General features: G+C 69.5%; 27 protein-coding genes and 1 pseudogene. All 28 read left to right on the top strand.

Features of this window, described 5'->3' with window-relative positions; genetic code table 11:
* Positions 1–18 precede the first annotated feature (18 nt).
* Positions 19–717, top strand: coding sequence for a nucleotide-binding protein (locus J2847_RS31945; protein ID WP_209782768.1), 699 nt, complete (start codon positions 19–21; stop codon positions 715–717).
* A gap of 53 nt (positions 718–770) precedes the next feature.
* Positions 771–1,034 (top strand): hypothetical protein, encoded by a 264-nt coding sequence (locus J2847_RS31940; RefSeq protein WP_209782767.1) that lies wholly within the window; start codon positions 771–773, stop codon positions 1,032–1,034.
* 439 nt (positions 1,035–1,473) lie between these two features.
* Positions 1,474–2,295, top strand: a complete 822-nt coding sequence (locus J2847_RS31935; protein ID WP_325169528.1) for a replication protein RepA — start codon at positions 1,474–1,476, stop codon at positions 2,293–2,295.
* Positions 2,296–2,499: 204 nt separating this feature from the next.
* The gene (locus J2847_RS31930) at positions 2,500–2,949 is read left to right on the top strand and encodes a hypothetical protein (RefSeq protein ID WP_209782766.1); all 450 of its coding nucleotides are present in this window, start codon (positions 2,500–2,502) and stop codon (positions 2,947–2,949) included.
* A gap of 199 nt (positions 2,950–3,148) precedes the next feature.
* Positions 3,149–4,060: a tyrosine-type recombinase/integrase gene (locus J2847_RS31925; protein ID WP_233474930.1), complete on the top strand. Its 912-nt coding sequence runs from the start codon at positions 3,149–3,151 to the stop codon at positions 4,058–4,060.
* The gene (locus tag J2847_RS31920; protein ID WP_209782764.1) at positions 4,060–4,683 is read left to right on the top strand and encodes a P-loop NTPase family protein; all 624 of its coding nucleotides are present in this window, start codon (positions 4,060–4,062) and stop codon (positions 4,681–4,683) included. Before J2847_RS31925 ends, J2847_RS31920 begins: the two co-directional genes overlap by 1 nt.
* Positions 4,684–4,685: 2 nt before the next feature.
* Complete coding sequence (locus tag J2847_RS31915; protein WP_209782763.1) at positions 4,686–4,967, top strand: hypothetical protein; 282 nt, start codon at positions 4,686–4,688, stop codon at positions 4,965–4,967.
* Between the two features lie 10 nt (positions 4,968–4,977).
* A complete protein-coding gene (locus J2847_RS31910) occupies positions 4,978–5,190 on the top strand; it encodes a hypothetical protein (RefSeq protein WP_209782762.1) in 213 nt (70 codons plus the stop codon).
* A 47-nt stretch (positions 5,191–5,237) separates the two neighbouring features.
* Positions 5,238–5,876: a DUF3164 family protein gene (locus tag J2847_RS31905; protein WP_209782761.1), complete on the top strand. Its 639-nt coding sequence runs from the start codon at positions 5,238–5,240 to the stop codon at positions 5,874–5,876.
* Positions 5,877–6,093: 217 nt separating this feature from the next.
* The gene (locus tag J2847_RS31900; protein WP_209782760.1) at positions 6,094–6,321 is read left to right on the top strand and encodes a hypothetical protein; all 228 of its coding nucleotides are present in this window, start codon (positions 6,094–6,096) and stop codon (positions 6,319–6,321) included.
* Between the two features lie 2 nt (positions 6,322–6,323).
* Positions 6,324–6,701, top strand: coding sequence for an HNH endonuclease signature motif containing protein (locus J2847_RS31895; RefSeq protein WP_209782759.1), 378 nt, complete (start codon positions 6,324–6,326; stop codon positions 6,699–6,701).
* A 124-nt stretch (positions 6,702–6,825) separates the two neighbouring features.
* The gene (locus J2847_RS31890) at positions 6,826–7,446 is read left to right on the top strand and encodes a terminase (protein WP_209782758.1); all 621 of its coding nucleotides are present in this window, start codon (positions 6,826–6,828) and stop codon (positions 7,444–7,446) included.
* Positions 7,446–9,152 carry a terminase large subunit gene (locus tag J2847_RS31885; RefSeq protein WP_209782757.1) on the top strand — a complete coding sequence of 569 codons (1,707 nt, stop codon included), beginning with the start codon at positions 7,446–7,448 and terminating at the stop codon, positions 9,150–9,152. Before J2847_RS31890 ends, J2847_RS31885 begins: the two co-directional genes overlap by 1 nt.
* Positions 9,153–9,163: 11 nt before the next feature.
* Positions 9,164–9,361, top strand: a complete 198-nt coding sequence (locus J2847_RS31880; RefSeq protein ID WP_209782756.1) for a hypothetical protein — start codon at positions 9,164–9,166, stop codon at positions 9,359–9,361.
* Positions 9,361–11,223 carry a phage portal protein gene (locus J2847_RS31875; protein WP_209782755.1) on the top strand — a complete coding sequence of 621 codons (1,863 nt, stop codon included), beginning with the start codon at positions 9,361–9,363 and terminating at the stop codon, positions 11,221–11,223. The genes J2847_RS31880 and J2847_RS31875 overlap by 1 nt, the downstream gene beginning before the upstream one ends.
* Before the next feature lie 114 nt (positions 11,224–11,337).
* Positions 11,338–12,429, top strand: coding sequence for an HK97 family phage prohead protease (locus tag J2847_RS31870; protein WP_209782754.1), 1,092 nt, complete (start codon positions 11,338–11,340; stop codon positions 12,427–12,429).
* Positions 12,430–12,503: 74 nt separating this feature from the next.
* Complete coding sequence (locus tag J2847_RS31865; RefSeq protein WP_209782753.1) at positions 12,504–13,757, top strand: phage major capsid protein; 1,254 nt, start codon at positions 12,504–12,506, stop codon at positions 13,755–13,757.
* Positions 13,758–13,818: 61 nt separating this feature from the next.
* A complete protein-coding gene (locus tag J2847_RS31860; RefSeq protein WP_209782752.1) occupies positions 13,819–14,274 on the top strand; it encodes a hypothetical protein in 456 nt (151 codons plus the stop codon).
* Positions 14,275–14,336: 62 nt separating this feature from the next.
* Positions 14,337–14,531, top strand: coding sequence for a hypothetical protein (locus tag J2847_RS31855; protein ID WP_209782751.1), 195 nt, complete (start codon positions 14,337–14,339; stop codon positions 14,529–14,531).
* 3 nt (positions 14,532–14,534) lie between these two features.
* Positions 14,535–15,179 (top strand): hypothetical protein, encoded by a 645-nt coding sequence (locus J2847_RS31850; protein WP_209782750.1) that lies wholly within the window; start codon positions 14,535–14,537, stop codon positions 15,177–15,179.
* A gap of 4 nt (positions 15,180–15,183) precedes the next feature.
* Positions 15,184–15,540: a hypothetical protein gene (locus tag J2847_RS31845; protein WP_209782749.1), complete on the top strand. Its 357-nt coding sequence runs from the start codon at positions 15,184–15,186 to the stop codon at positions 15,538–15,540.
* Positions 15,541–15,544: 4 nt separating this feature from the next.
* The gene (locus J2847_RS31840) at positions 15,545–15,988 is read left to right on the top strand and encodes a hypothetical protein (protein ID WP_209782748.1); all 444 of its coding nucleotides are present in this window, start codon (positions 15,545–15,547) and stop codon (positions 15,986–15,988) included.
* Positions 15,989–15,993: 5 nt separating this feature from the next.
* Positions 15,994–16,221, top strand: coding sequence for a hypothetical protein (locus tag J2847_RS31835; protein WP_209782747.1), 228 nt, complete (start codon positions 15,994–15,996; stop codon positions 16,219–16,221).
* 74 nt (positions 16,222–16,295) lie between these two features.
* Positions 16,296–17,777 carry a phage tail tube protein gene (locus J2847_RS31830; protein WP_209782746.1) on the top strand — a complete coding sequence of 494 codons (1,482 nt, stop codon included), beginning with the start codon at positions 16,296–16,298 and terminating at the stop codon, positions 17,775–17,777.
* A 147-nt stretch (positions 17,778–17,924) separates the two neighbouring features.
* Positions 17,925–18,350 carry a hypothetical protein gene (locus tag J2847_RS31825; protein ID WP_209782745.1) on the top strand — a complete coding sequence of 142 codons (426 nt, stop codon included), beginning with the start codon at positions 17,925–17,927 and terminating at the stop codon, positions 18,348–18,350.
* A gap of 47 nt (positions 18,351–18,397) precedes the next feature.
* Positions 18,398–18,727 (top strand): hypothetical protein, encoded by a 330-nt coding sequence (locus J2847_RS31820; protein WP_233474929.1) that lies wholly within the window; start codon positions 18,398–18,400, stop codon positions 18,725–18,727.
* Positions 18,728–18,730: 3 nt separating this feature from the next.
* Positions 18,731–19,444 (top strand): hypothetical protein, encoded by a 714-nt coding sequence (locus J2847_RS31815; RefSeq protein WP_209782744.1) that lies wholly within the window; start codon positions 18,731–18,733, stop codon positions 19,442–19,444.
* A gap of 8 nt (positions 19,445–19,452) precedes the next feature.
* Positions 19,453–20,225: pseudogene (locus tag J2847_RS31810) on the top strand (hypothetical protein); the annotation flags it as partial.

Below are 20,225 nucleotides of genomic sequence, written 5' to 3'. Positions count from 1 at the left end.
TGGCATCGGAGTGGCGTCATGATTATCACAGTGGGTGGCATGAAGGGCGGCAGCGGGAAATCGCTTGCCGCCACCAATTTGATGGTGCTGCGCCGCGCCGCTGGCGTCGATGCGCTGCTGGTCGACGCGGACGACCAGGAGACCGCCAAGGAGTTCACCGACCAGCGCGAGGCGCTCGGCCACGGCGTGCTTCCCCTGGTCCAGCTGACCGGCAAGACGGTGCGTGACCAGGTCCGCCAGCTCGCCGGCAAGTACACCGACGTCATCATCGACACCGGCGGCCGCGACACCGCCAGCCAGCGTGCGGCGCTGACGGTGTCCAACGTTGTCCTGCTGCCATTCCAGCCCGGGAACTTCGACCTGTGGACCTTGGAGAAGGTGGAAGGGATCATCGAGGACGTGCGGGCGGTGAACCCCGAGCTCGACGCCATAGCCTACATCTCCCGCGGGCTTGCCGTCGGATCCGACAACGAGGATGCGGCCGACCTGCTGCGGCAGTCTCAGGTGATCCGCTTCGCGCCGGTGACGCTGATGGGACGGAAGGTCTTCAACACCGCCGCTGGGAAGGGGTTGGCCGTCGCAGAGCTGACGTCCAAGAGCAGCTCGGAGCGCAAAGCGATCGCGCAGGCCTCGGCCGAGATGCAGCAGCTCTACGACCTTGCGTTCGGCTCGGTGACGGCAGACAGCCGCCAAAGTGACGCCACCGTAACGCCATAATGGCGTCATCGTGACATCAAAGAAGCGCCATAACGACATCAAGGATAGCAGCCATGGCCATCACCCCTCGCGTCAAACCAGCCCCCAAGCCTCCGGTGGATGAAGCCGCCGTGGACCGTGTGATCAACCGGGGTCTGGCCCGGGCCGATACGGAGCCGGCCGCGGAAGGGAAGGTCCGCCGGTTCTCGTTCCGGGCACCGGTCGAACTGATGGAGCGGATCGAGGCCGAAGCGAAGAAGCGTCCCGGCACCGTGTCCGCCAACACTTGGCTGCTCGAAGCGGCTTACGAGAAGCTAGGCCGGGCGGGCTCCGAGTGACGACGCCTGAATGACGCCAACAAGGCGCCATAATGACATCATGGTAGCGTCAGAATGGCGCTATGCCTCCTGGCGTCATCGCGTCGGTGACGCCACCGCTTCATGGTTCCGATTCGGGGGGTGGGGGATTTGGTGACACCCCCCTGTTGTCCACAACGCCGGACTTATCCCGGGGGATTTGGTGACGCAAGGTGGGGGATTTGGTGACACGACTCGACTTATCCCGGGGGATTTGGTGACGAGTCAAAAGGTAAGGACAAAAGAAAAAACAAATAGCTCCGTCACCAAATCCCCCACCTTGACGGCAGCGACGAAAAATTGAAGATCGACCGGGCTGATGGGGAATGCGATGGGTGAAATACATCAACTCGTTTTGCAGGTTGGGCATAATGCCGCTCGATCTCAATTCCCCCACAGCGAAGCCGACATCGCGGCTGCTGTGCTCGCCGATGAGACCCGTGACACCGGCTTTTCGTATTCCGGCTTCGCGCTGACGGCCTTCCCGTACAAGAAGCTGCCCACCGACGCCAGCTGGACCAAGGACGGTCACCAGGTGACCATGACGGTCGACCCGGGCAGCCTGAAAGTGGCCGGGAAGGTCAGAAAATACGGCGTGCCCTACGGAGCCTCGGCCCGTCTGGTGATGATCTACCTGCAGAGCGAGGCGGTGCGAACCTCCTGTCCAACGGTCGAGCTGGGCCGGTCGCTGCGGGCCTTCGCCACCGAACGGCTGGGGCTGGAGTGGGGCGGGTCGACCGGCAAGGCTCTCCAGGATCAGATCTACCGCCTCTCGGCCTGCAGCCTGAAATTCTTCTGGTCCACCGCCCGCAGCGACCATTTCGAGTGCCCGCGGCTCATCCGCAGCGGCTCCTTCGCCGGCGCCGGCGCCGCCGACGATCCCCAGGCGCGCCTGTGGGACGATTCCGTCACCCTGGATGACGAGTTCTACAAGCACCTGCGGCTACACGCGGTGCCGCTTCTCGACGCCGCCGTCCGCGCCCTCGCGGACGAACCGGTGGCGCTCGACATGTACGTCTGGCTGGCCTACCGGCTGCGCAGCCTCGATCGGCCGACGCCCATGTCCTGGGCGGCCCTCAAGGAACAGTTCGGCGGCGGCTACAAGACCGTCCGGCAGTTCAAATACAAGGCCGGGCCGTCTTTGCGCCGCGCCCTCGCGGCATACCCGGAGGCCGTCGTGACAATCGAGGACAAGGAGATCGTCCTCTACCCCAGCCGCCCGCCCATCGCCCGATCGGCCTGACGAGGGGGCGTCACCAAATCCCCCACCCCGACCGGCTGTAGCTGGATTCCGCGGGGCGTTTGCACATGTCGCTTTACAAACCTAGGATTATTTTCCATCGTGTGATTCACGATGCGCTCATCACGCCCGCCCGGCTTCCGCCGCGGCGGGCGTTCCTGTTTCTGGCGCACGCGCCCGATCGTCCCAACCGCTGGTGACCCGTCCATGATCCGCTTCGACGAACCCGTTTCGGTGCTCCTCCGGTGTGCCCAGCAGCTGTACCCGGCTCTGGCCACCAAGGTGGTGCTCGTCGACGGCATGCACGCCGCGGACGGCGCCTGGGGAATGACCTGGTGGCCGGATGGCGCCGGCGAGCTGCATCCCGACTGGGAGGACGGCATCACGGCGTTGATCCTGATCGACGCATCGGCTCCCTATTACGCGGTGCCGGACATCCTGGCGCACGAGTTGGCGCACGCTGTGGCGGGACCGGACGGCGGCCACGCGGATGTCTTCGCCGCCGCCTATCTGGCCCTCCACGCCGCCTTCAGCCGCGCCCACGGGTGCGAGCCGACGGCCGAGCTCGTGGCGGAGCTGCACACGCTGGTCGACTGCGCGCGTACCGGCCGGCCGTACGAGCCGGCCGGCTCCGAGATCGTCCCGGGCGGAGTCTGACCCGCCCAGCCGGCCAATTGGAGCAAATGCCCGCGTTGCGGTGCGAAACGCATTCGCACCAGCGGGAGTCCCTGGCCGCCGCCGTGGCGGCGTTGGCACCGATAGGTTTCGCCATGGAACACACCACCCGGCCGGTTTGTGAGGGTGCATGGGGGACCTGACCACACAGCCAGCAGCCTCATCGGCGCCGGCGGCGCCCTTGCCCCTGACCCGGCTGCAGGAGCGCCTCCTCGACGCCTTTCTGGCCGGCCGGACGCCGCGCACGCAGGCGGCCTACCAGCGTGACGTCGCCGACTTCGCCCGCTTCGTCGGTGTGGCCGATCCGGAGGAGGCCGCCCGGCGGTTGCTCGCCACGCCGCACGGCGACGCCAACGGCCTGGCCATGGCCTACCGTGCCGACCTGATCGGGCGCAAGTTGGCGCCGGCGACCGTCAACCGCCGCCTGTCGGCGCTGCGCAGCCTGGTGCAGCTCGGCAACCAGCTGGGCCTGATCCAGTGGCAGCTCCAGGTCGACAACGTCCGGGCCGAGCTGTACCGCGACACCCGTGGGCCTGGCCGGTCGGCGGTCAAGGCGATGACGCGGATGGCCGCCGGCCGCGGCGGGATGAAGGGCCTGCGGGACGCGGCGATCCTGCGCCTGCTGCACGATCTCGGGCTGCGGCGGGGCGAGGTGGTCGCGCTCGACCTCGCTGATCTTGACACGATCGCCGGCACGCTGGCCGTGCTTGGCAAGGGCCGGACGCAGAAGGAGCTGGTCACGGTGCCGCCGGCGACGCTGGCCGTGCTGATGACCTGGGTGAAGCGGCGGGGGCCGGTTCCCGGCCCGTTGTTCCGCTCGCTGGATCCGGCGGGGAAGGGCGACGGCCGGCTGACCGGCACCGCCGTCTACCAGATCGTTCGCGCGCTGGGCGAGGACGTCGGGGTGACGGCGCGGCCGCACGGGTTCCGCCACACCGCGATCACCACGGTGCTCGACCGCTCGAAGGGCGACATTCGGGCGGCGCAGAAGTTCAGCCGGCACCGCGACGTGCGGGTGTTGGAGCGCTACGACGATTCCCGCGAGGACCTCGCCGGCCAGATGGCCGACCGGATCGCCCGGGACGACGACTGATGGTCGCGGCGCCGGGCGCGGCCGCCGTCGGCTCGCTCGTCTGGCGGCCGGCCTTCCGCTCGCGCAACGCCGTCGCCTACCTGGTCAGCCGGTCCTGGCGGTCCGACGCCAAGGCCGCCGACATCGGCGCGCTGAAGGCGGCGAAACGGACCTGCGCGCCCGACGTGCTGGACGCCGCGGCCGCCGACGTGGCGCTCGTGGCGGCGGCGCTGGGCGGCCCGCTGACCGGCTGGACGGTGACCACGGTGCCCTGCGGCCACAGCCGGCGGCCGGACTGCTTCGGCAAGCAGCTCGCCCAGCGCTGCGCCGGTCGGCTCGGGCTGCCCTTCCTGCAGGTCTGGGCGGATCGCTTCGTCTCGGGGGTCAGCCACCCCAAGGAGTTTGCCAAGCTGCCGCCGCTGGAGTGGCAGGCGGACCCGCCGGGCCCGATGCTGCTGATCGACGACGTGGCGACCAGCGGCTGGCACATCGAGGAGGGCCTGACGGCGCTGCGCGCGCGCGGCGTCGCGGCGCTGGGCCTGGTCTGGATCGGCGGTGAGGTTGCCCCGCCACGGCCCGAACGGGCCTCCGCACCGCCGCCGGCCGCCGCCGGCTCGTACACCTGGTGGCTTCCAGGATCTTGACGATGAGGACCGCCATGGTCGACCTGTCCCCCCGCGCCCCGGCCGACGGCCTGGGCTCGTCCTTCGGCACCCTGCCGTTCGACGTCTACAACACCCGCCAAGCCGTCCTCGATGGCGGCGTGGCCACCGCCGTGTGGACGATGCCGGCGTGGTACGGCGCCTTGCACGGCGTCGCGGCGGAGCTGGCCTTCTGGGCCTGCGTCCTGCTCGCCGTCGGCCGCTTCGCCTGGTTCGTGCTGGACCTGGTCGCGCGCTTCCGCGCCGGCCGGCCCCCCAAGCCGTAAGGTGCGCACCATGACCCTCGATGCGCGCTCCCTGATGGCGGCCGTGAAGGCCAATCTCGGGGCGCTGGAAGGCTGCCCGGGCCACCGCTTCGAGCGGATCGCGCCCGGGCAGATCTTCTCGAAGTATCGCTGTGCGGTCTGTGGCGGCACCGCCGATCTCGACTTCAAGACGGGCTACGAGCAGGGTCTGCAGCACGGCAAAACCTCGGCCGGCGCGGTCTGAAGCTTACGAAAATGGGCATTATCGTAAACTCTGAACTGGTGCGCACCATGACGCAGGACGCTCAGAAGCCGGCCGAAACCGCCGATCCGCCGGCGTATTACGAGGACGCCAAGGGACGCATGATCCCGGCGCGCTTGGTGAAGGCCACCGACCTGTTGGAGGACCAGCTCGTCCGTGAGCTGCTGGAGCGGGCGGAATCCCTCGCTGCGACGCTGGCCGCCTTCAAGGCGGGCGTCTTCAACGACGTCGGCGCCTTCCTGGCGATCCTGGCCGATCAGTACGACGCAAAGCGCGGCGGCAAGAAGGGAAACCTGACCTTCACCAGCTTCGACGGCAAGCTCAAGGTTCAAGTCGCCGTTGCGGATCACCTGACGTTTGGCCCTGAACTCCAAGTCGCCAAGCAGCTGATTGACGAATGCATTGGTGAATGGGGCAAGGACGCGAACGATAACATCCGCGTTCTTGTCGATCACGCTTTCCGCGTTGATAAGGAAGGCCAAGTCTCCCGTGAAAGTGTCTTTGCTCTGCGCCGTGTCTCCATTGCCGATGCCCGGTGGGCGCGGGCAATGGAGGCCATCGCTGACAGCATCCGGGTGGCTGGCACGAAGACCTACGTCCGGTTCTACCACCGGGACACGCCGGAATCGTCGTGGCGATCGGTCACGCTGGATCTGGCGAACGCCTGACCTCACCCGCCGGATCCCGTCATTATCGTAAACTCGGGGCTGCCCATGACCCTCACCCAAGCCATCCTGACGCTGGCGCTGGTCTGTGCTGTCGGCGTTGGCGCGCTGGTCGCTCTGGCCATCCATCTGGGGCGGTGCGCAGGTGCGCACCACCAGCTCGGTGCGCACCATGTCCCTCGTGTTTATCGCCGGTGGCGGCCGGATCGGGAGGCCTGACATGACCACCCCCACCATCAACCCCATCCTTCAGCAGGCGGCCAACGCCAGCGTGGCCAGCGATCTCGCCTTCGACGCACATCTGCTGCTGTTCAAGGCGGCGCTGACCGTGGGTGATCCGGCTCGCATCCAGGCGGCCCGGCAGGCCGCGATCGACACGTTCGAGGCCCGGCTGGATGCGCACGCTGCGCTCTATGCCACGGACCGACAGCTCGGCGGGCGGGTGTGACCATGAGCAAGCGCCTGATAGTGCTGAAGCCGCGCCTCACGCCCATGGACGTGCGCACCGCGCGCCCGGCGCCGAAGCAGCCCGACGCGGTCCTGGTGTCCTCGGCGTGGCAGCAGCTCGTCGAGCGGGCCATCCAGGTGCGCGGCCGCCGGTGCGAGCGCTGCGGCAAGACGCACGAGGACGATGGCGCGCCGGTCAAGCTGATCGGCGACCACATCCACGAGCGGCGGGACGGCGGCGCCGAGCTGGATCCGGCCAACGTCCAGCTGCTGTGCGCCAGGGCGGGCGGCGACGGCCGCCAGCACGCGGATGGGGCGTCGGGTGGGTGCCATGCCCGCAAGACCTCAGAGGCCCGCCGCCGGCGGCTGGGCGGGCTCTGAGGGGGGAGGGGGTTTGGATCCGGACCGAGGGGCCTGCCCGCCCTACCGGTATGGGTCTCACGCGCAGATTATTTTTCCCCTGGGCGATTCCAGGTGCGCACTTTCGCGGGGGGCGCGGTAGCCCATGACGAAGCGCAAAGACATCGATTGGTCGGCCATCGAGGCCGACTATCGCACTGGGAACTATAGCAATCGGGCCCTGGCGGCGAAGCACGGGGTGTCCGAGGCGGCGATCCGGAAGAAGGCCGGCGAGGCCGGCTGGGTGCGCACCGGGTGCGCACCCGCGCACCACGGTGCGCACCAGCAGGATCGCCAGCCGGAACCCGAGATCCTGCCGCCGGTGCGGCCGCAGCTTCCACCGGCGGACGGCACCGCCTCCTCCGCCGCGGCGGCGCCGGTCGTTCCGGTCGAGCTGGCGGACCATGTGCGCGAGCTCGTGCGCCGGCAGCTGCACGAGCTGGACACGACCACGTCGCAGCTCGACGACATCGAGGACGCGATCCATGACGAGACGCAGGGCGATCGCAGCGGGCGGCGGCGTTCGGCCATGCTGAAGGCGGTCAGCCTGCCGGCGCGGTCGCTGACGTTGAAGACGATCGCCCAGGTCCTGGAGCTGCTCGGCGAGGCCGGCGCCAGCAAGAAGAAGGTCGGGAAGAAGGAGCAGCGGCAGGAGGCGGCGGCGGAGGCCGGCCGCGGCCGCTACGCCCCGCGCCCACCGCCGAAGCTCGTGGTGGACAACGGCTGATGACGGCGCCCTTCGACGGTCAGCCGGTCTGGAGCACCGCGTGCCCGGACTGGGAGCGGCGCATCGTGGCGTCGGAGAGCCTGGTGCCGTTCGCGCCCCTGTTCCCAGGCGAGGCCGCGGCCGCCATGGACGTCTTCAACGGCCTGCGCGTCGTCGACGCTCCGGGCAGCCCGATGATGGCGGACGCCGCCCGCCCGTGGGTGAAGGACTTCGTGGCGTCGATCTTCGGCGCCTACGATCCGGACAGCGGCCGCCGCTTGGTCAATGAGTTCTTCCTGCTGATCAGCAAGAAGAACACGAAATCGACCACCGCCGCCGGCATCATGCTGACCGCGCTGATCCTGAACTGGCGGGAATCGGCCGAGTTCATCATTCTCGCGCCCACCATCGAGATCGCCAAGAACAGCTTCGACCCGGTCCGCGACATGATCCGGAAGGATCCGGAGCTCTCCGACCTGCTGCTGGTGCAGGAGCACACCCGGACGGTCACCCACCGCCTGACGAACGCGACGCTGAAGGTGGTGGCGGCCGACAACGATACGGTCGGCGGCAAGAAGGCCGTGGGCATCCTGGTCGACGAGCTCTGGATCTTCGGCAAGCGGGACGGCGCCGAGAACATGCTGCGCGAGGCCACCGGCGGGTTGGCCAGCCGGCCGGAGGGGTTCGTCATCTACCTGACCACCCAGTCGGACGAACCGCCGCGCGGGGTTTTCCGCACCAAGCTCCTCTACGCCCGCGGGGTGCGGGATGGCCGGATCACCGACCGGAAGTTCCTGCCGGTGATCTACGAGTTCCCGGACGCCCTGCTGAAGGAGGAGAAGCACAAGGACCCGGCGTATTTCTACATCACGAACCCCAACCTCGGCACCTCGGTCGACGTCGAGTTCCTGGAGCGGGAGTACGCCAAGGCGCTGCAGGATGGCGAGGATTCGGTCCGGGGCTTCCTGGCGAAACACCTGAACGTCGAGATCGGCATGGCCCTGCGGTCGGACCGCTGGGCCGGCGCCGACTACTGGCTGCGGGCCCAGAACGTCGACCGCGCCTTGACCCTGCGGCGCATGCTGGAGCGGTGCGACGTGGTGACCTGCGGCGCCGACGGCGGCGGCGCCGACGATCTGTTCGGCTTCGGCGCGATCGGGCGCGAGAAGATCACACGCCGCTGGCTGGCCTGGTGCAAGGCGTGGGCGCACCCGGTGGCGCTGGAGCGCCGGAAGATCAACGCCACCTGGTACGAGGGGTTCGTCAAGGACGAGGACCTACAGGTGATCACCGACTACCCCGAGGACATCGATGGGGTGGTCGAGCTGGTCGAGCTGGTCAAGAAGGCGCAGCTCTTCGCCGGCATCGGCCTGGACGTGATCGGCATCGGCGCCCTCGTCGACGCCCTGGACGTGATCGACGTCACCCAAGAAAACGGGCTGATCGAAGGCATCTCGCAGGGCTACAAGCTCAGCGGCACCATCAAGACGGTGGAGCGCAAGGTGATCGACGGCTCCTTCGTCCACGCGGGCCAGCCGCTGCTGAACTGGTCCGTCAGCAACGCCAAGGTGGAGCCGACCCGCAACGCCTTCCTGATCACCAAGCAGGCCTCGGGCAAGGCGAAGATCGATCCGCTGATGGCGATGCTGAACGCCGCCGTCCTGATGGAGCGCAACCCGCAAGCGAAGCGGTCGGTCTACGAGGACCGCGGCCTCCGCAAGTTCTAGGGGACATCGTCATGAAGAAGCTGTTGGAGCGCACCGCCGCGGCGGTGGGCGTGATCCTGCTCGACCTGACCGGCGTCGCCGGCGCCGCCTCGGTCGCCTATGGCGCGTGGCTGGCCTGGCCGCCGGCCGGCTTCATCGTCGGCGGGGGGCTGGTGATCGCCGGCGTCTCCCAGCTGTCGCGGACGATGGCCGCGCGGGGTGACGGCTGATGCGAGGCCTGTTCGGCGGCATGGTGGCGCCGGTGCGCAAGTCGGCCGCGGCCGCTGCCGACGGCAGCGCGGTCGCGGCCGGCCGCACCGCCGGCTGGATGCCGCTGCTGACCACCAAGTCGGCGGTGGGCTTGGCGGTGTCTCAGGGCACCGCCATGAAGGTCAGCACGGTGTTCGCCTGCGTGAACATCCCGGCCGAGGACGTGGCCCGCGCGGTGCCCAAGCTGTACCGCAAGCTGCCGCCGCGGGTGCTGGATGACGGCCGTGTCCTGCCCGGCGGGCGGGTGGAGGTGACCGACCATCCGGTCGCCCGGCGCTTCGTCCGGCCGAACCAGTACCAGGACTGGAACCAGTTCGCCGGCATGATGGAGCGGTGCCTGGGCCTGAAGAGCAACGCCTACGCGGTGATCCTGACCGACCGGCGCGGAAATCCGGCGCAGTGGATCCCGATGAACGCCGACAAGGTGACGGTGCTGGAGGCGGTCGACGGCTCGGTGTTCTACCGCTTCGCCACGGCCGGCAACGTCGAGCGGTCGCTCTTCGACCGGCTGTTCCGCCAGACCGGCAGCCTGACGGTGCCAGCGGAATACGTGCTGCATCTGCAGGACGTCGGCTTCAGCATGCTCTACGGCTCATCGCGAATTGGCTTCGCGGCCGACGCCATCGGGCTGTCGATGGCGCAGGAGCAGGTGGCCTCGGCCTGGATGGCGAACGGCGCTAAGCCGTCGGTGGTGCTGGTCACCGACAAGGAGCTGTCGGAGCCGGCCGCCAAGCGCATCAAGGCCGAGTGGGAAGAGCTGAACGGGGGCCTCGGCCGGCAAGGCGGCACCGCGGTGCTCGAGCAGGGGTTGAAGCCGGAAACCCTGTCGCTGAAGTCGACCGACATGGAGTTCCTGGCCAGCCGCAATTTCCAGGTGGAGGATATCTGCCGGTTCTTCCGCATGCCGCCGCACAAGGTGGCGCAGGTGAAGGGCGCGACGAACAGCAACATGCAGGCGCAGGACAGCGACTATCTCGACAACACGCTGTCGCCGCGCTTCACCCGGTGGGAGCGCCGGCTGGATTTCCATTTCCAGCTGGCGGAGCAGGGGTTGGAGGTGGACTTCGACCTGTCGGACCTGTTCCGGGCCGACCCGTCGACCCGCATGGCAACGGCGCGCCAGGGCTACAACGGCGGGATCCTGACGCAGAACGAGGCGCGGTGGGTCTTCGATCGGTCGCTGCCGCCGATCGAGGGCGGCGACGTCCTGATGGCGCCGACCAACATGGCGGCCACCGGCAGCCACGCCTCCGGCTCGGCACCCGACGGCGCCGGCCGCCCCGCGGACAGCGAACGGCTCGACAAGGGCGCCTCGGGGGTGGCGCAGTTCCCTTTTTCTGGCGGGGTGACCAAGGGGCATGAGGACCAGCCACGCGATGAGCGCGGGCGGTGGGCCCGGACCGGCGGTGCGCTCCTCGATCTGTTCGAAGCGGCGGCCAAGCCCGGCAACAGCCAGGCGGTGGTCGAGCTCGGCCTGGTCGGAAACGCCGACGACGTGCTGAAGGCCACCGGCCTGTCGCTGGCGGGCTACCAGCGCACGGTCGACACCTACGGCGTCCGCCACGCCATCAAGCACCATGGCAACGCGAAATCCGAGGCGAAGCGCGGACAGCGGGCGATCGTCCAGGAGGATTTCCGCCACATTCCGGCGATCGTGTCCAAGCCGGACAGCATCGAGGCGGCCGGCAAGAGCAAGCTGGGGCGGGATGTGCTGCGCTACGGGAAGAGGATCGACGGGGTCGAATACACCTACGTCGCCGAGGTGCTGACCGGGCGCAAGCGCGAGACGATGCTGACGATGTATTCGCGGCCCGTGACGTGAGCGTGCTGGACCCGAAGGTCCCCCCGTCACTGAACGGCCGAACCGATTTCACGGACCGCGTGTGCAGCATAGCTCCGCCGGCGGTCACGGGCAACTCTGGGAAAGGGGTAGGGCATGGACCTGAAGCGCAAATTCATCGGGGGCACGGTCACCAGCGGGGACGGCCTCGGCCCGCGCCAGGTCCGCGTCGTCATTTCCGCCGGCACGGTTGACCGCGCCGGCGACGTCGTCGTCCAGAAGGGGATCGGGTTCGACAATTACCAGAAGAACCCGGTGGTGCTGTGGAATCACAAGAAGGATTTCCCGGTCGGCAACGCCATTGAGCTGATCCCCAAGGGCGATCTGACCGAGGCCCTGGTGGAGTTCTTCCCAGAAGGCGTCGATGAAACGGCCGACCGCATTTGCCGGATGGTCAAATCCGGCGGGATCAAGGGCGTGTCGATCGGCTTCGACCCGCTGGAGGCGAAGCCGCGGAAGGACGGCGGCGTGGAGTTCACGCGCTGCGACCTGATGGAGTTCAGCTTCGTCACCATCCCCTGCCACGCCGACGCGCTGGTGGTGGAGCGCGCGCTGGATGCCGGAGTGTGGGGCCGGCCGGCGGTCCTGCGCGTGCCCGCGGAGCTCTCCAAGGACGCCGTGGCGCAGATCCGGAAGGATTGGCTGGAGGCGCGGGCCTCTGGTGGCCTGTTCATCGTCGGGCGGGATTGGCAGCTCGAGGATGATGGCCTCGTCACCAAGCAGCTGGTGACGCGCGATGCCCCGAAGCTGGCGGTGAAGGGCCTCTATGACGTCGCCAGCCTCGCGAACCTGCTGTCGAGCCTCGGCTACATCCACAGCAACGCCGATTGGGAGGCCGATTACGAGGGCGACGGCAGCGCGGTCCCCGGCATGCTGGCCGACGCGATGCGCCAGCTCGGCGAGGCGCTGATCGCCATGACGGCCGAGGAGGTGTCCGAGCTGCTGGCGAAAGCCGGCGGCGAGAAGGCGGCCACGGCGGCGCAGCTGAAGAGCTTCGGGGCGATCGTGAAGGCCGGCCGCACGCTGTCAGCCGCCAGCGAAGCCGACATCAAGGCCGTGGTCGACCTGATCGGCGCGACGAAGGCCAGCACGACGCCGGCGGCGCCGGACGATGCCGCCGATGCGGACGCGGCCGCCCGTGAGGAGCGCGAACGGCGCGTAAAGGCGATGCGCCTGTCCATCGACTGATTTCCCCCGCCCGTGCTGGCGAAGGGCCGCGGCCGCCTTTGGGGCGGCATTTTTTATGTCCACAGGAGTCCACCATGACCATCACCCAGCTCCGCCAGCAGTACGCCAAGGCGGTCGACGATCTCGCCACCCTCACCGGTGACAAGGACGCTTTCGAGAAGAAGGAGGCGGAGGCCCTGCAGCTGAAGGGCCAGATCCAGCGGATGGAGAAGCAGCAGCTGCTCGCCGCCGAAACCGCCGAGCCCAGCCCGGGCCAGCCGACCACCCCCGTCATTCCCACCACGCCCGCCCAGCCGCAGGAGAAGGTCGCCAAGATCGGCGGCTTGGTGAAGTCGCTCTACAACGCCGGCGGCAATTTCATGCTGGCCAAACAGTGGGCGACCGAGAACATGGGCGAGTCCCATCCGGTCACCAAGGCCCTGAACACCGCCACCGCCACCGCCGGCGGCGCCCTGCTGGCCGAGGATATGGCCAACGAGGTGGTGGAGCTGCTTCGGCCCCGCACGGTGGTCCGTTCCTCCGGCGCCCGCGTCGTTCCCATGCCCCGCGGCACCATGCGCATGCCCAAGCAGACCAGCGGCGTCACCGGCACCTATGGCGGCGAAGGCGCCAAGGCCGGCACCCAGCAGGGCAGCACCGGCGGCATCACGGCGACCTTCAAGAAGCTGACGGTGCTGACCCCGGTCAGCAACGACTGGCTGCGCTACGCCTCGGCCGCCACCGATTCCATGGTCCAGGACGACATCCTCCAGGGGCTCGCCGGCACCGAGGACCTCGCCTTCCTGCGCGGCGACGGCACGGGCGAGTGGCCGCTGGGCATGCGCAACGCCGTCCTGCCCGGCAACCTGATCGCGTCCGATCCGACCTTCACCCTGGAGACGGTCGACAGCGAGCTCGGCTCCGCCAAGCTGGCCTTGGAGCTGCGCGACATTCCCATGCTGAACCCGTGCTGGTTCATGAACCCGCGCACGGCCGAGTTCCTGTGGAACCTGAAGAACGACAACGGCTTCTATGTCTACCGGGATGAAATGAACAGCGGCAAGCTGCGCCGTTACCCGTACAAGACCACGACCCGCATTCCGCAAAACCTGGGCGTCGGCGGCGACGAGACGGAAATCTACTTCGGCGACATGGCGCAGGCGATGATCTTCGACGCCCTGGCGCTCTCGATCGCCATGTCGAACGAGGGCACCTACACGGCGGAAGACGGCACGCAGCGCAACGCCTTCGAGCGGGACGAGACCCTCTTCCGCGGCATCGCCGAACACGACTTCCACATGCGCCACGACGGCGCCGTCTCCGTCATCCACCGGGTCAAGTGGAAGTAAGCCCCCGCGGACCGTCCCCGGCCGGCCGCCGGTTCCCCCTCACATTCGGGAGTGTTCCCTGATGCAACGCATCCTTCAGACCGACATCGGGTCGGTCATCACCGCGCGCGCCGGCTCGGCGATCGCCGCCATCACCGCCGGCAGCGGCAGCGACAACGTCGCCGTCAACGGCCTGGCGATCGACCGCAACGCGCTCGGGTTGCCCGGGTCCGCCCTGGTGACTCTGCTGTTCACGGCCACGCTGGGCGCCGGCAAGACGCTGTCGGTTCCGGCCTTCAAGATCCAGGACTCCGGCGATGGTGCCAGCTGGGGCGATTTCACCGCCTTCACGGCGCCCGGCGTGGTGGCCACCACCAGCGGCTCCGGCCAGACCTCCGCGAAGGTCTGCCTGACCGGCGCCCGCCGCTATGTCCGCGTGGTGTTCCAGCCCGACCTGTCGGCGGCGGACACCGACACGGCGTCGGTGGCGGCCTCCTGGACCTTCGGCGGCTTCAGCGTGCTGCCGTCGCCGGCCTGACCTTCCAGGCCGGCGCGCCCGGTTCCCTTTCTGCTCTTCTGTCCCTTGGGAGACTGCCTGCCATGACCACTCTCACCAAAACCCCCGTCCGCTTTCTGAAGACGGCCGCTCCCTATCTCGCCGGCGAAATCGCCGGCTTCCCCGCGGATCAAGCGGCCGACCTGGTCGCCCGCGGCGTCGCCGAGCATTACGAGGACACCGCGAAGGAACCGCCGAAGAAGGCGGCGCGGACCGCCGGCGCCGACCCGGCAGCCTGACCCATGCCGGCGCTCACCGTGGCGGCCGCCGTGGCCGACCGGTCGCTGGTCGACGTCGCGCGGGTCCGGGCCGAGCTCGGCATCAGCGCGGCGGCCCTGGCGGACGACGTGCTGGCCGGCTGGATCCGGGATGACAGCGACGCGGTGTGCGCCGCCTGCGGCGCGGCGGCCGACCAGAAGCGCCGCCGCACCTTCCTGGCCGAGGACGTGACCATCACCTTCAGCGCGGCCGAGGCCTCCCGCGCGCGCCGCCTGCTCCTGTCGTGGCGGCTGGCGCTGGACAGCACCACGGTGGCGGTCCGCGTCGGCGGGGCCCTCCTCGATGCCGGCGCCTACGACCTGGATCCGGATGCGCTGCTGCTGTCGCGCCGCGACGGCGGCAGCTGGGGCGATGGCGTGGTGGTGACTGGCACCGCCGGGTGGGCGCCCGGGGACGTGCCGGCGGCGCTGCGCCAGGCGGTGCTGCGCCTGGTGCGGCTGCGCTGGGAGGGCAGGAGCCGGGATCTGACCCTGAAGGCGATCAGCCTGGAGGGGTCGGTGCGCGAGGAATATTGGATCGGCGGCACCGGTCCCGGGGGCAGCGGCATCCCGGCCGACATCATGGCGGCGCTGCGGGCCGAGGGCCTCGTCGCGCCGGCGGTGGGGTGACGGCATGGACGCCCGCAACATCGCCAACCTGATGCGCCGCCACGGCCGGCCGGTCGTGCTGCGCCGCCAGCTGCCGACCACCCCGGTGTCCTTCGCCACCGTGGTGGTGCAGGGGCTGGAGCGCGCCTTCGGCGTCCACGAGCTCGCCGGCGCCATCGTCCAGGGCGACCACCAAGTGATCGTCCTCGAGGAGGAGCTGGCGGCCGCCGGCTACCCGCTGCCCGTCCAGCACAACGACCTCGTCGTGATCGGCCCGATCGTCACCGACGGCGTCTGGCAGCGCGGCAGCGGCCGGCCGCTGACCATCCAGGACCCGGGACCGCGCGCCGGTGTCGGCTTCTGGATCCAGGCGCGGGGGTGACGCTATGGCGAGCCTTCACGCCTTCGAGCTGCTGCGCAGCTTCGTCGACGCGACCTGGCCAGACGCGGCGCCGGCGCCGTGTCCGCTGAACTGGGACAACGAGGCCTTCGCGCTGCCACAGCCGTTCGACGCGCAGGACCAGCCGCAGTGCTGGGGCCGCGTGCTGGTCAACGGCGACCTGTGGGAGCAGCAGTCGATCGGCGCCGGCGACCCGGCGGCGGAGCGCTGGGGCGAGACCGGCAGCCTGCTGCTGACCGTCTTCGCCCCGGTGAACGCCGGCAGCCAGCCGGTGCGCGCGCAGCTGACCGCCTTCGCCGAAATGTGCCGCGGCCAGGACCTCGGCGGCCAGCTCGAGCTACAGGACGTGCATTTCGACCCGATCGGCACCAAGGACGAGTCCGGCGCCTGGTGGGGCATGACCATCACCATCGACTGGTTCAGGAGTTGACCACCATGAGCACGCACACCGTCGCCAAGCCCTTCAGCACCCCGACCCGCCGGTTTGCCGTCGGGCAGCCGGTCACCGAAGCCGACATCACCGGCCCGCTGTCCTTCGCCGAGCGCGTGGCGCTGGGCCAGATCGCCGCACCGGTGCTCGACCCGGTGCCGGCCGCCGAGCCCGCGCCAAAGCCGGCCAAGGGCGGCAAGGCGCCGACCGGCGAGGCGGACCCCGCCGCCTGACCATCCACCCTGTCATCCGCATTTCGAGGCCGCCCGTGTGAGGCGGCTTTTTCTTTGGCCGGAAGGAGCCGTCCATGACCAGTTCAAACCGCGTCCGCCTCTCGGGCGTTGCTGAAGCCACCTTCGGCGAGACCCCCGCCAACCCGCGCATGCGGCGGCAGCGGGTCACCTCGATCGGCCTGTCGCTCAAGCCGGAATACGTCGAATCCGACGACATCCGCGACGACCGTATGGCCTCCGCCCCGATCATGGTGGGTGAGTCCAACACCGGCCAGATCGGCATCGAGTGGCACTACCCGCTGCCCGGCAGCCTCCTGGACGAGGAGATCAAGTCGGCCTTCTGCAACGACTGGGTCAACACGCCGTGGCGCGACAACGACGGCGTCGCCGATTCCGTCATCTCGGCCGTGGTCGCCACCGGCGGCGTGGTGACCGTGGCGGCCGGCGCGGCCTTCGTCGCCGGCCATCTGGTCCGCTTCACGAAGTTCGGCATGTCGGCCAACAACACCATCGCCAAATGCACGACCGGCAGCGCCACCGTGCCGGCCTTCGCCGGCGCCGGCCTGGTCGACGAGGCCGCTCCGGCCGCGAACGCCCGGATGAAGGTCATCGGCCTGGAAGGCGCCGCGAGCGACCTCACCGCCCTGGCCGACGGGCTGGGCTCGATGGCGCTCGACTTCACGACGTTCAACCTGTCGATCGGCCAGTGGGTGAAGATCGGCGATGTCGGGGCCGCCTACCGCTTCGCGACCGCCGGCGCCAACGGGCGCGCCCGCATCGTCGACATCGCCGCCAACAAGCTGACGCTCGACAATCTGCCGGCGGCCTGGGCGACGGACAACGGCAACGGCAAGACGATCCGGGTCTTCTTCGGCGACGTGATCCGCAACGGCGTCCAGAAGATGGGGGTCACCCTGGAGCGCGGGTTCATGGGGCAGACCGTCCCAACCTACATCCCGCAGCGTGGCATGCGGATCAACACCCTGGAGTTCGGTGGCCAGGCCAAACAGAAGGCCTCCGGCTCGCTCTCTTTCGTCGGCATGCGCGGCGAATCCAGCCAAGTCCCGCTCGACGCTTCGCCGGATGACGCTCCGGACGACGTGAACTACCCCGTCTTCGCCTTCAGCGCCAATTGCGGGCGGGTCGGCTACGGCGGCGGCGCCCTCGGAACGCCGAACTGGGCCAAAGCGCTAAAGTTCACCCTCAACAACAACCTGCGGCCGCTCGACGCCATCGCGGACGGCGACAGCAACGCGCCCGGTCCGGTGGACGTGCAGGACGGAGCGTTCGATCTCGCGGTGGAGCTGGACTGCTACTTCGGCAACGACAGCATCCTGAACGACATCCTGACCGGCACCGGCCGGGCCGTGAACGCCTGGCTCGACAAGAACGGCAAGGCCATCGTGTGGGAGGCCCCCTACCTCACCCCGCGCGAGGGCGACCCGACGGTGTCCGGCAAGAACCAGGACGTCATGCTGCCGGTGCGGGCCACCGCCTCCAAGGACCCGGTCACCGGGGTGCAGTGCATCCTGAATCGCTTCGAGTTCGTGCGCTGATCCCCTGACGCGATCCCGCGACCAACGGGACAGAGGCTGCCCTCGACCGGGGCGGCGTGGCGGCTCGCGCGGGCCGCGGGCGGGCGTTTGGTCGGCGCCCGCCCATCCACCGCGCACTCCGACCAACCGACCATAGGAATCACGACCATGAAGACCAACCTGCTGACCGCCGCCTCGCTTGACGCCCTGCTGGTCGACGAGAACGTCTACATCGACGGCCGCTGGGTCCAGCCGGACCCCGACCTGCCCCTGCGCATCAAGACCAAGCCGCTGGGCGACGAGTACGCCGACGCGCAGGCCCGCATGCAGCGCAAGGCCGCCACGGGGCTGGGCGGCGACACGGAGAAGCTCCCGGTCGCCGTGAAGCGCTCGATCAACGCCAAGTGCCTGATCAACCACGCTCTGATGGACATCGAGAACGCCGTCGTCGGTGGGCAGGCGCTGGACTTCGAGGCGTTCTGCGCCCTCATCCAGGAAAAGCGCGGCCAGAAGCTGCTCGGGCTGGCGTTCACCGCCGCCACCATGGCGACCGAGGCGGAGGCCGAGGAGGTCAAGGAAGCGGAGGGAAACTGACCGCCGCCCTTCAGGATTTCCTGACCCGCAAGGCCGGCGACGTCGATTTGCTGGCCGACCTTGCGGCGGAGGAACCTGAAGCGGCGGCGCTGGTTGCCGACCGTCTCGCCGAGCTGGGCGAGGCGGTCGAGCCGCACGCCTGGTGCCGCTGGGCCTGGCGGGCGTGGCACACGCTCTCCGACAGCCGCCAGTGGCGCGGCGGCGGCATGGGGCCGGCGACGCCCAGCCCCATTCCCTGGCCGGTGGTGGCCCGGTACGCCGCGCACCACCAGCACCCGCTGCCCGTCCTGCTCCGGCTGCTGCGCGCCATGGACGATGTCTATTGCGCCTGGTGGGCCGAGCAGGCGAAGGCGGCGGCCAAGCGGACGGAGGACTAGCCCATGGCCAAAGCCGCCGCCTTCGCCCGGTCGCTCGACCTGTTCGTTGACCGCACCCTGTCGCCGGCGGCGCAGTCCGCCCGGCTGGCCGGGGCGGCCAAGCGGGAGCTGGCACGGCTGGTCGCCGAGGGGCACGCCTCGCCGTCCTACCAGCGGTTCGTCGACGGGCGGGAGGGCGCCGCGGAGGAGACGGTCGCGCCGGCGCCGGGCGGCCGGATCGTCTATCGCTTCAATCACCTTGGCGCCGTCGGCACCTTCGCGGTGTCGTTCCTACGGCAGCGCAGCCCGGCGGCGTCCGGGCTGCCGGCGCGGCCGCGGAACGGCAAGCACGGGGCTTATCGGGACAGCTTCTGGATCGGCGTGAACGGCCGGGCCTTCCCGGCGGCCCGCTACGATCCGGAGCTGGTGCCGGCCGGCGCCGAGCTGGTCATCTACAACATCAACGCCTACAGCCGGAAGGTGGACGTCCAGCAGGTCGGGGGGAAATCCCTCTCCTTCAGCGTGCCTCCTGGGATTTTCGACGACGCTGCGAAAGCCATTCGCACCCGGTACGGGTCGCTCGTCGATGTGAAGCGCGTCTACACCATGCGCTTCGATGGCCAGTACCTCCTGAAAAACGAACAGGTGCATCGGTCCGGCCGCTATGTCGGCCGGTCGCGCAACCGCGCAGGCAAACCGGTGGAAAGCCCGGCGTTGATCATCACTCCGCGCCTGTGAGGCTGCCCATGACGTCACAAGTCGAAAGCCTGTCCGTCGGCTACGAGGACAACGCCTCCGCGGCCGCCAACACCAGCGCCCAAGCCATCCGGCGGGTGGGTGAGGAGGCGTTGGCCACCGAGGCGAAGGTCACCCGGGCCAGCCGGTCCGGGGCGCAGCTGGCTCGCGCGTTCGGCGATGCCGAACGGCTGGCCGCGCGGCTGACGGCGGCCACCCGACCGTACCGCCAGGCCCTGGAGGACCTGGAGCGCAGCGAGCTCAGCCTGGCTGAGAAGGAGCGGCTGCGGGTCAGCATCCTCGCCCAGCAGGACGCGGCGGTGCAGCGGGTCACCGCGCAGCACGAAAAGCTGATGGCCGGCCTGCGGGCGTCGGAGGCGGCCGCCACCGCCCAGGCCGCCGGCATGGCCGCCGCGACCGCGGCGGCGGGGTCCTGGTCGGGGGCGATGGCCAGCGTCTACGCCGCGGCCGGATCCGTCACCACCGGGATCAATGGCACCGTCCACGCTCTACAGCTGCTGAACGCCGATTTCCGGACCGGCCATGCCGGCTTTGCCGAGTGGAGCGCTGCGGCGAAAGGGCTGGAGGCCAGCCTGCGGGGCGTCAGCGCGGCGCAGAAGGCGATCAACGACGCCACCGGTATCAGCCGCCAGACCGTCAACACCGCCACCATCGGCCCGCTGAAGCACGCCGTCACCGGCACCGCCGCGCCGACGGGCAACACCCTGGGGCTGGTGACGGGTGACGCGAGTGCGACCGCCGCCCGGCTGGCCGACCTGGAGGC

Source organism: Azospirillum agricola, from assembly GCF_017876095.1.
Classification (GTDB): domain Bacteria; phylum Pseudomonadota; class Alphaproteobacteria; order Azospirillales; family Azospirillaceae; genus Azospirillum; species Azospirillum agricola.
Note: the sequence above shows the minus strand (reverse complement) of the source record. Positions and strands in the feature narration are given on the sequence as shown.

Bases quoted from the DNA above. Each gene is read 5' to 3' on its own strand.
- J2847_RS31865 (WP_209782753.1), top strand. From the start codon at position 12,504: ATGACCATCACCCAGCTCCGCCAGCAGTACGCCAAGGCGGTCGACGAT.
- J2847_RS31860 (WP_209782752.1), top strand. From the start codon at position 13,819: ATGCAACGCATCCTTCAGACCGACATCGGGTCGGTCATCACCGCGCGC.
- J2847_RS31870 (WP_209782754.1), top strand. From the start codon at position 11,338: ATGGACCTGAAGCGCAAATTCATCGGGGGCACGGTCACCAGCGGGGAC.
- J2847_RS31895 (WP_209782759.1), top strand. From the start codon at position 6,324: ATGAGCAAGCGCCTGATAGTGCTGAAGCCGCGCCTCACGCCCATGGAC.
- J2847_RS31915 (WP_209782763.1), top strand. From the start codon at position 4,686: ATGAGGACCGCCATGGTCGACCTGTCCCCCCGCGCCCCGGCCGACGGC.
- J2847_RS31900 (WP_209782760.1), top strand. From the start codon at position 6,094: ATGACCACCCCCACCATCAACCCCATCCTTCAGCAGGCGGCCAACGCC.
- J2847_RS31825 (WP_209782745.1), top strand. From the start codon at position 17,925: ATGAAGACCAACCTGCTGACCGCCGCCTCGCTTGACGCCCTGCTGGTC.
- J2847_RS31910 (WP_209782762.1), top strand. From the start codon at position 4,978: ATGACCCTCGATGCGCGCTCCCTGATGGCGGCCGTGAAGGCCAATCTC.
- J2847_RS31905 (WP_209782761.1), top strand. From the start codon at position 5,238: ATGACGCAGGACGCTCAGAAGCCGGCCGAAACCGCCGATCCGCCGGCG.
- J2847_RS31835 (WP_209782747.1), top strand. From the start codon at position 15,994: ATGAGCACGCACACCGTCGCCAAGCCCTTCAGCACCCCGACCCGCCGG.
- J2847_RS31890 (WP_209782758.1), top strand. From the start codon at position 6,826: ATGACGAAGCGCAAAGACATCGATTGGTCGGCCATCGAGGCCGACTAT.
- J2847_RS31920 (WP_209782764.1), top strand. From the start codon at position 4,060: ATGGTCGCGGCGCCGGGCGCGGCCGCCGTCGGCTCGCTCGTCTGGCGG.
- J2847_RS31880 (WP_209782756.1), top strand. From the start codon at position 9,164: ATGAAGAAGCTGTTGGAGCGCACCGCCGCGGCGGTGGGCGTGATCCTG.
- J2847_RS31945 (WP_209782768.1), top strand. From the start codon at position 19: ATGATTATCACAGTGGGTGGCATGAAGGGCGGCAGCGGGAAATCGCTT.
- J2847_RS31855 (WP_209782751.1), top strand. From the start codon at position 14,337: ATGACCACTCTCACCAAAACCCCCGTCCGCTTTCTGAAGACGGCCGCT.
- J2847_RS31940 (WP_209782767.1), top strand. From the start codon at position 771: ATGGCCATCACCCCTCGCGTCAAACCAGCCCCCAAGCCTCCGGTGGAT.
- J2847_RS31830 (WP_209782746.1), top strand. From the start codon at position 16,296: ATGACCAGTTCAAACCGCGTCCGCCTCTCGGGCGTTGCTGAAGCCACC.
- J2847_RS31840 (WP_209782748.1), top strand. From the start codon at position 15,545: ATGGCGAGCCTTCACGCCTTCGAGCTGCTGCGCAGCTTCGTCGACGCG.
- J2847_RS31845 (WP_209782749.1), top strand. From the start codon at position 15,184: ATGGACGCCCGCAACATCGCCAACCTGATGCGCCGCCACGGCCGGCCG.
- J2847_RS31930 (WP_209782766.1), top strand. From the start codon at position 2,500: ATGATCCGCTTCGACGAACCCGTTTCGGTGCTCCTCCGGTGTGCCCAG.
- J2847_RS31885 (WP_209782757.1), top strand. From the start codon at position 7,446: ATGACGGCGCCCTTCGACGGTCAGCCGGTCTGGAGCACCGCGTGCCCG.
- J2847_RS31850 (WP_209782750.1), top strand. From the start codon at position 14,535: ATGCCGGCGCTCACCGTGGCGGCCGCCGTGGCCGACCGGTCGCTGGTC.
- J2847_RS31875 (WP_209782755.1), top strand. From the start codon at position 9,361: ATGCGAGGCCTGTTCGGCGGCATGGTGGCGCCGGTGCGCAAGTCGGCC.
- J2847_RS31815 (WP_209782744.1), top strand. From the start codon at position 18,731: ATGGCCAAAGCCGCCGCCTTCGCCCGGTCGCTCGACCTGTTCGTTGAC.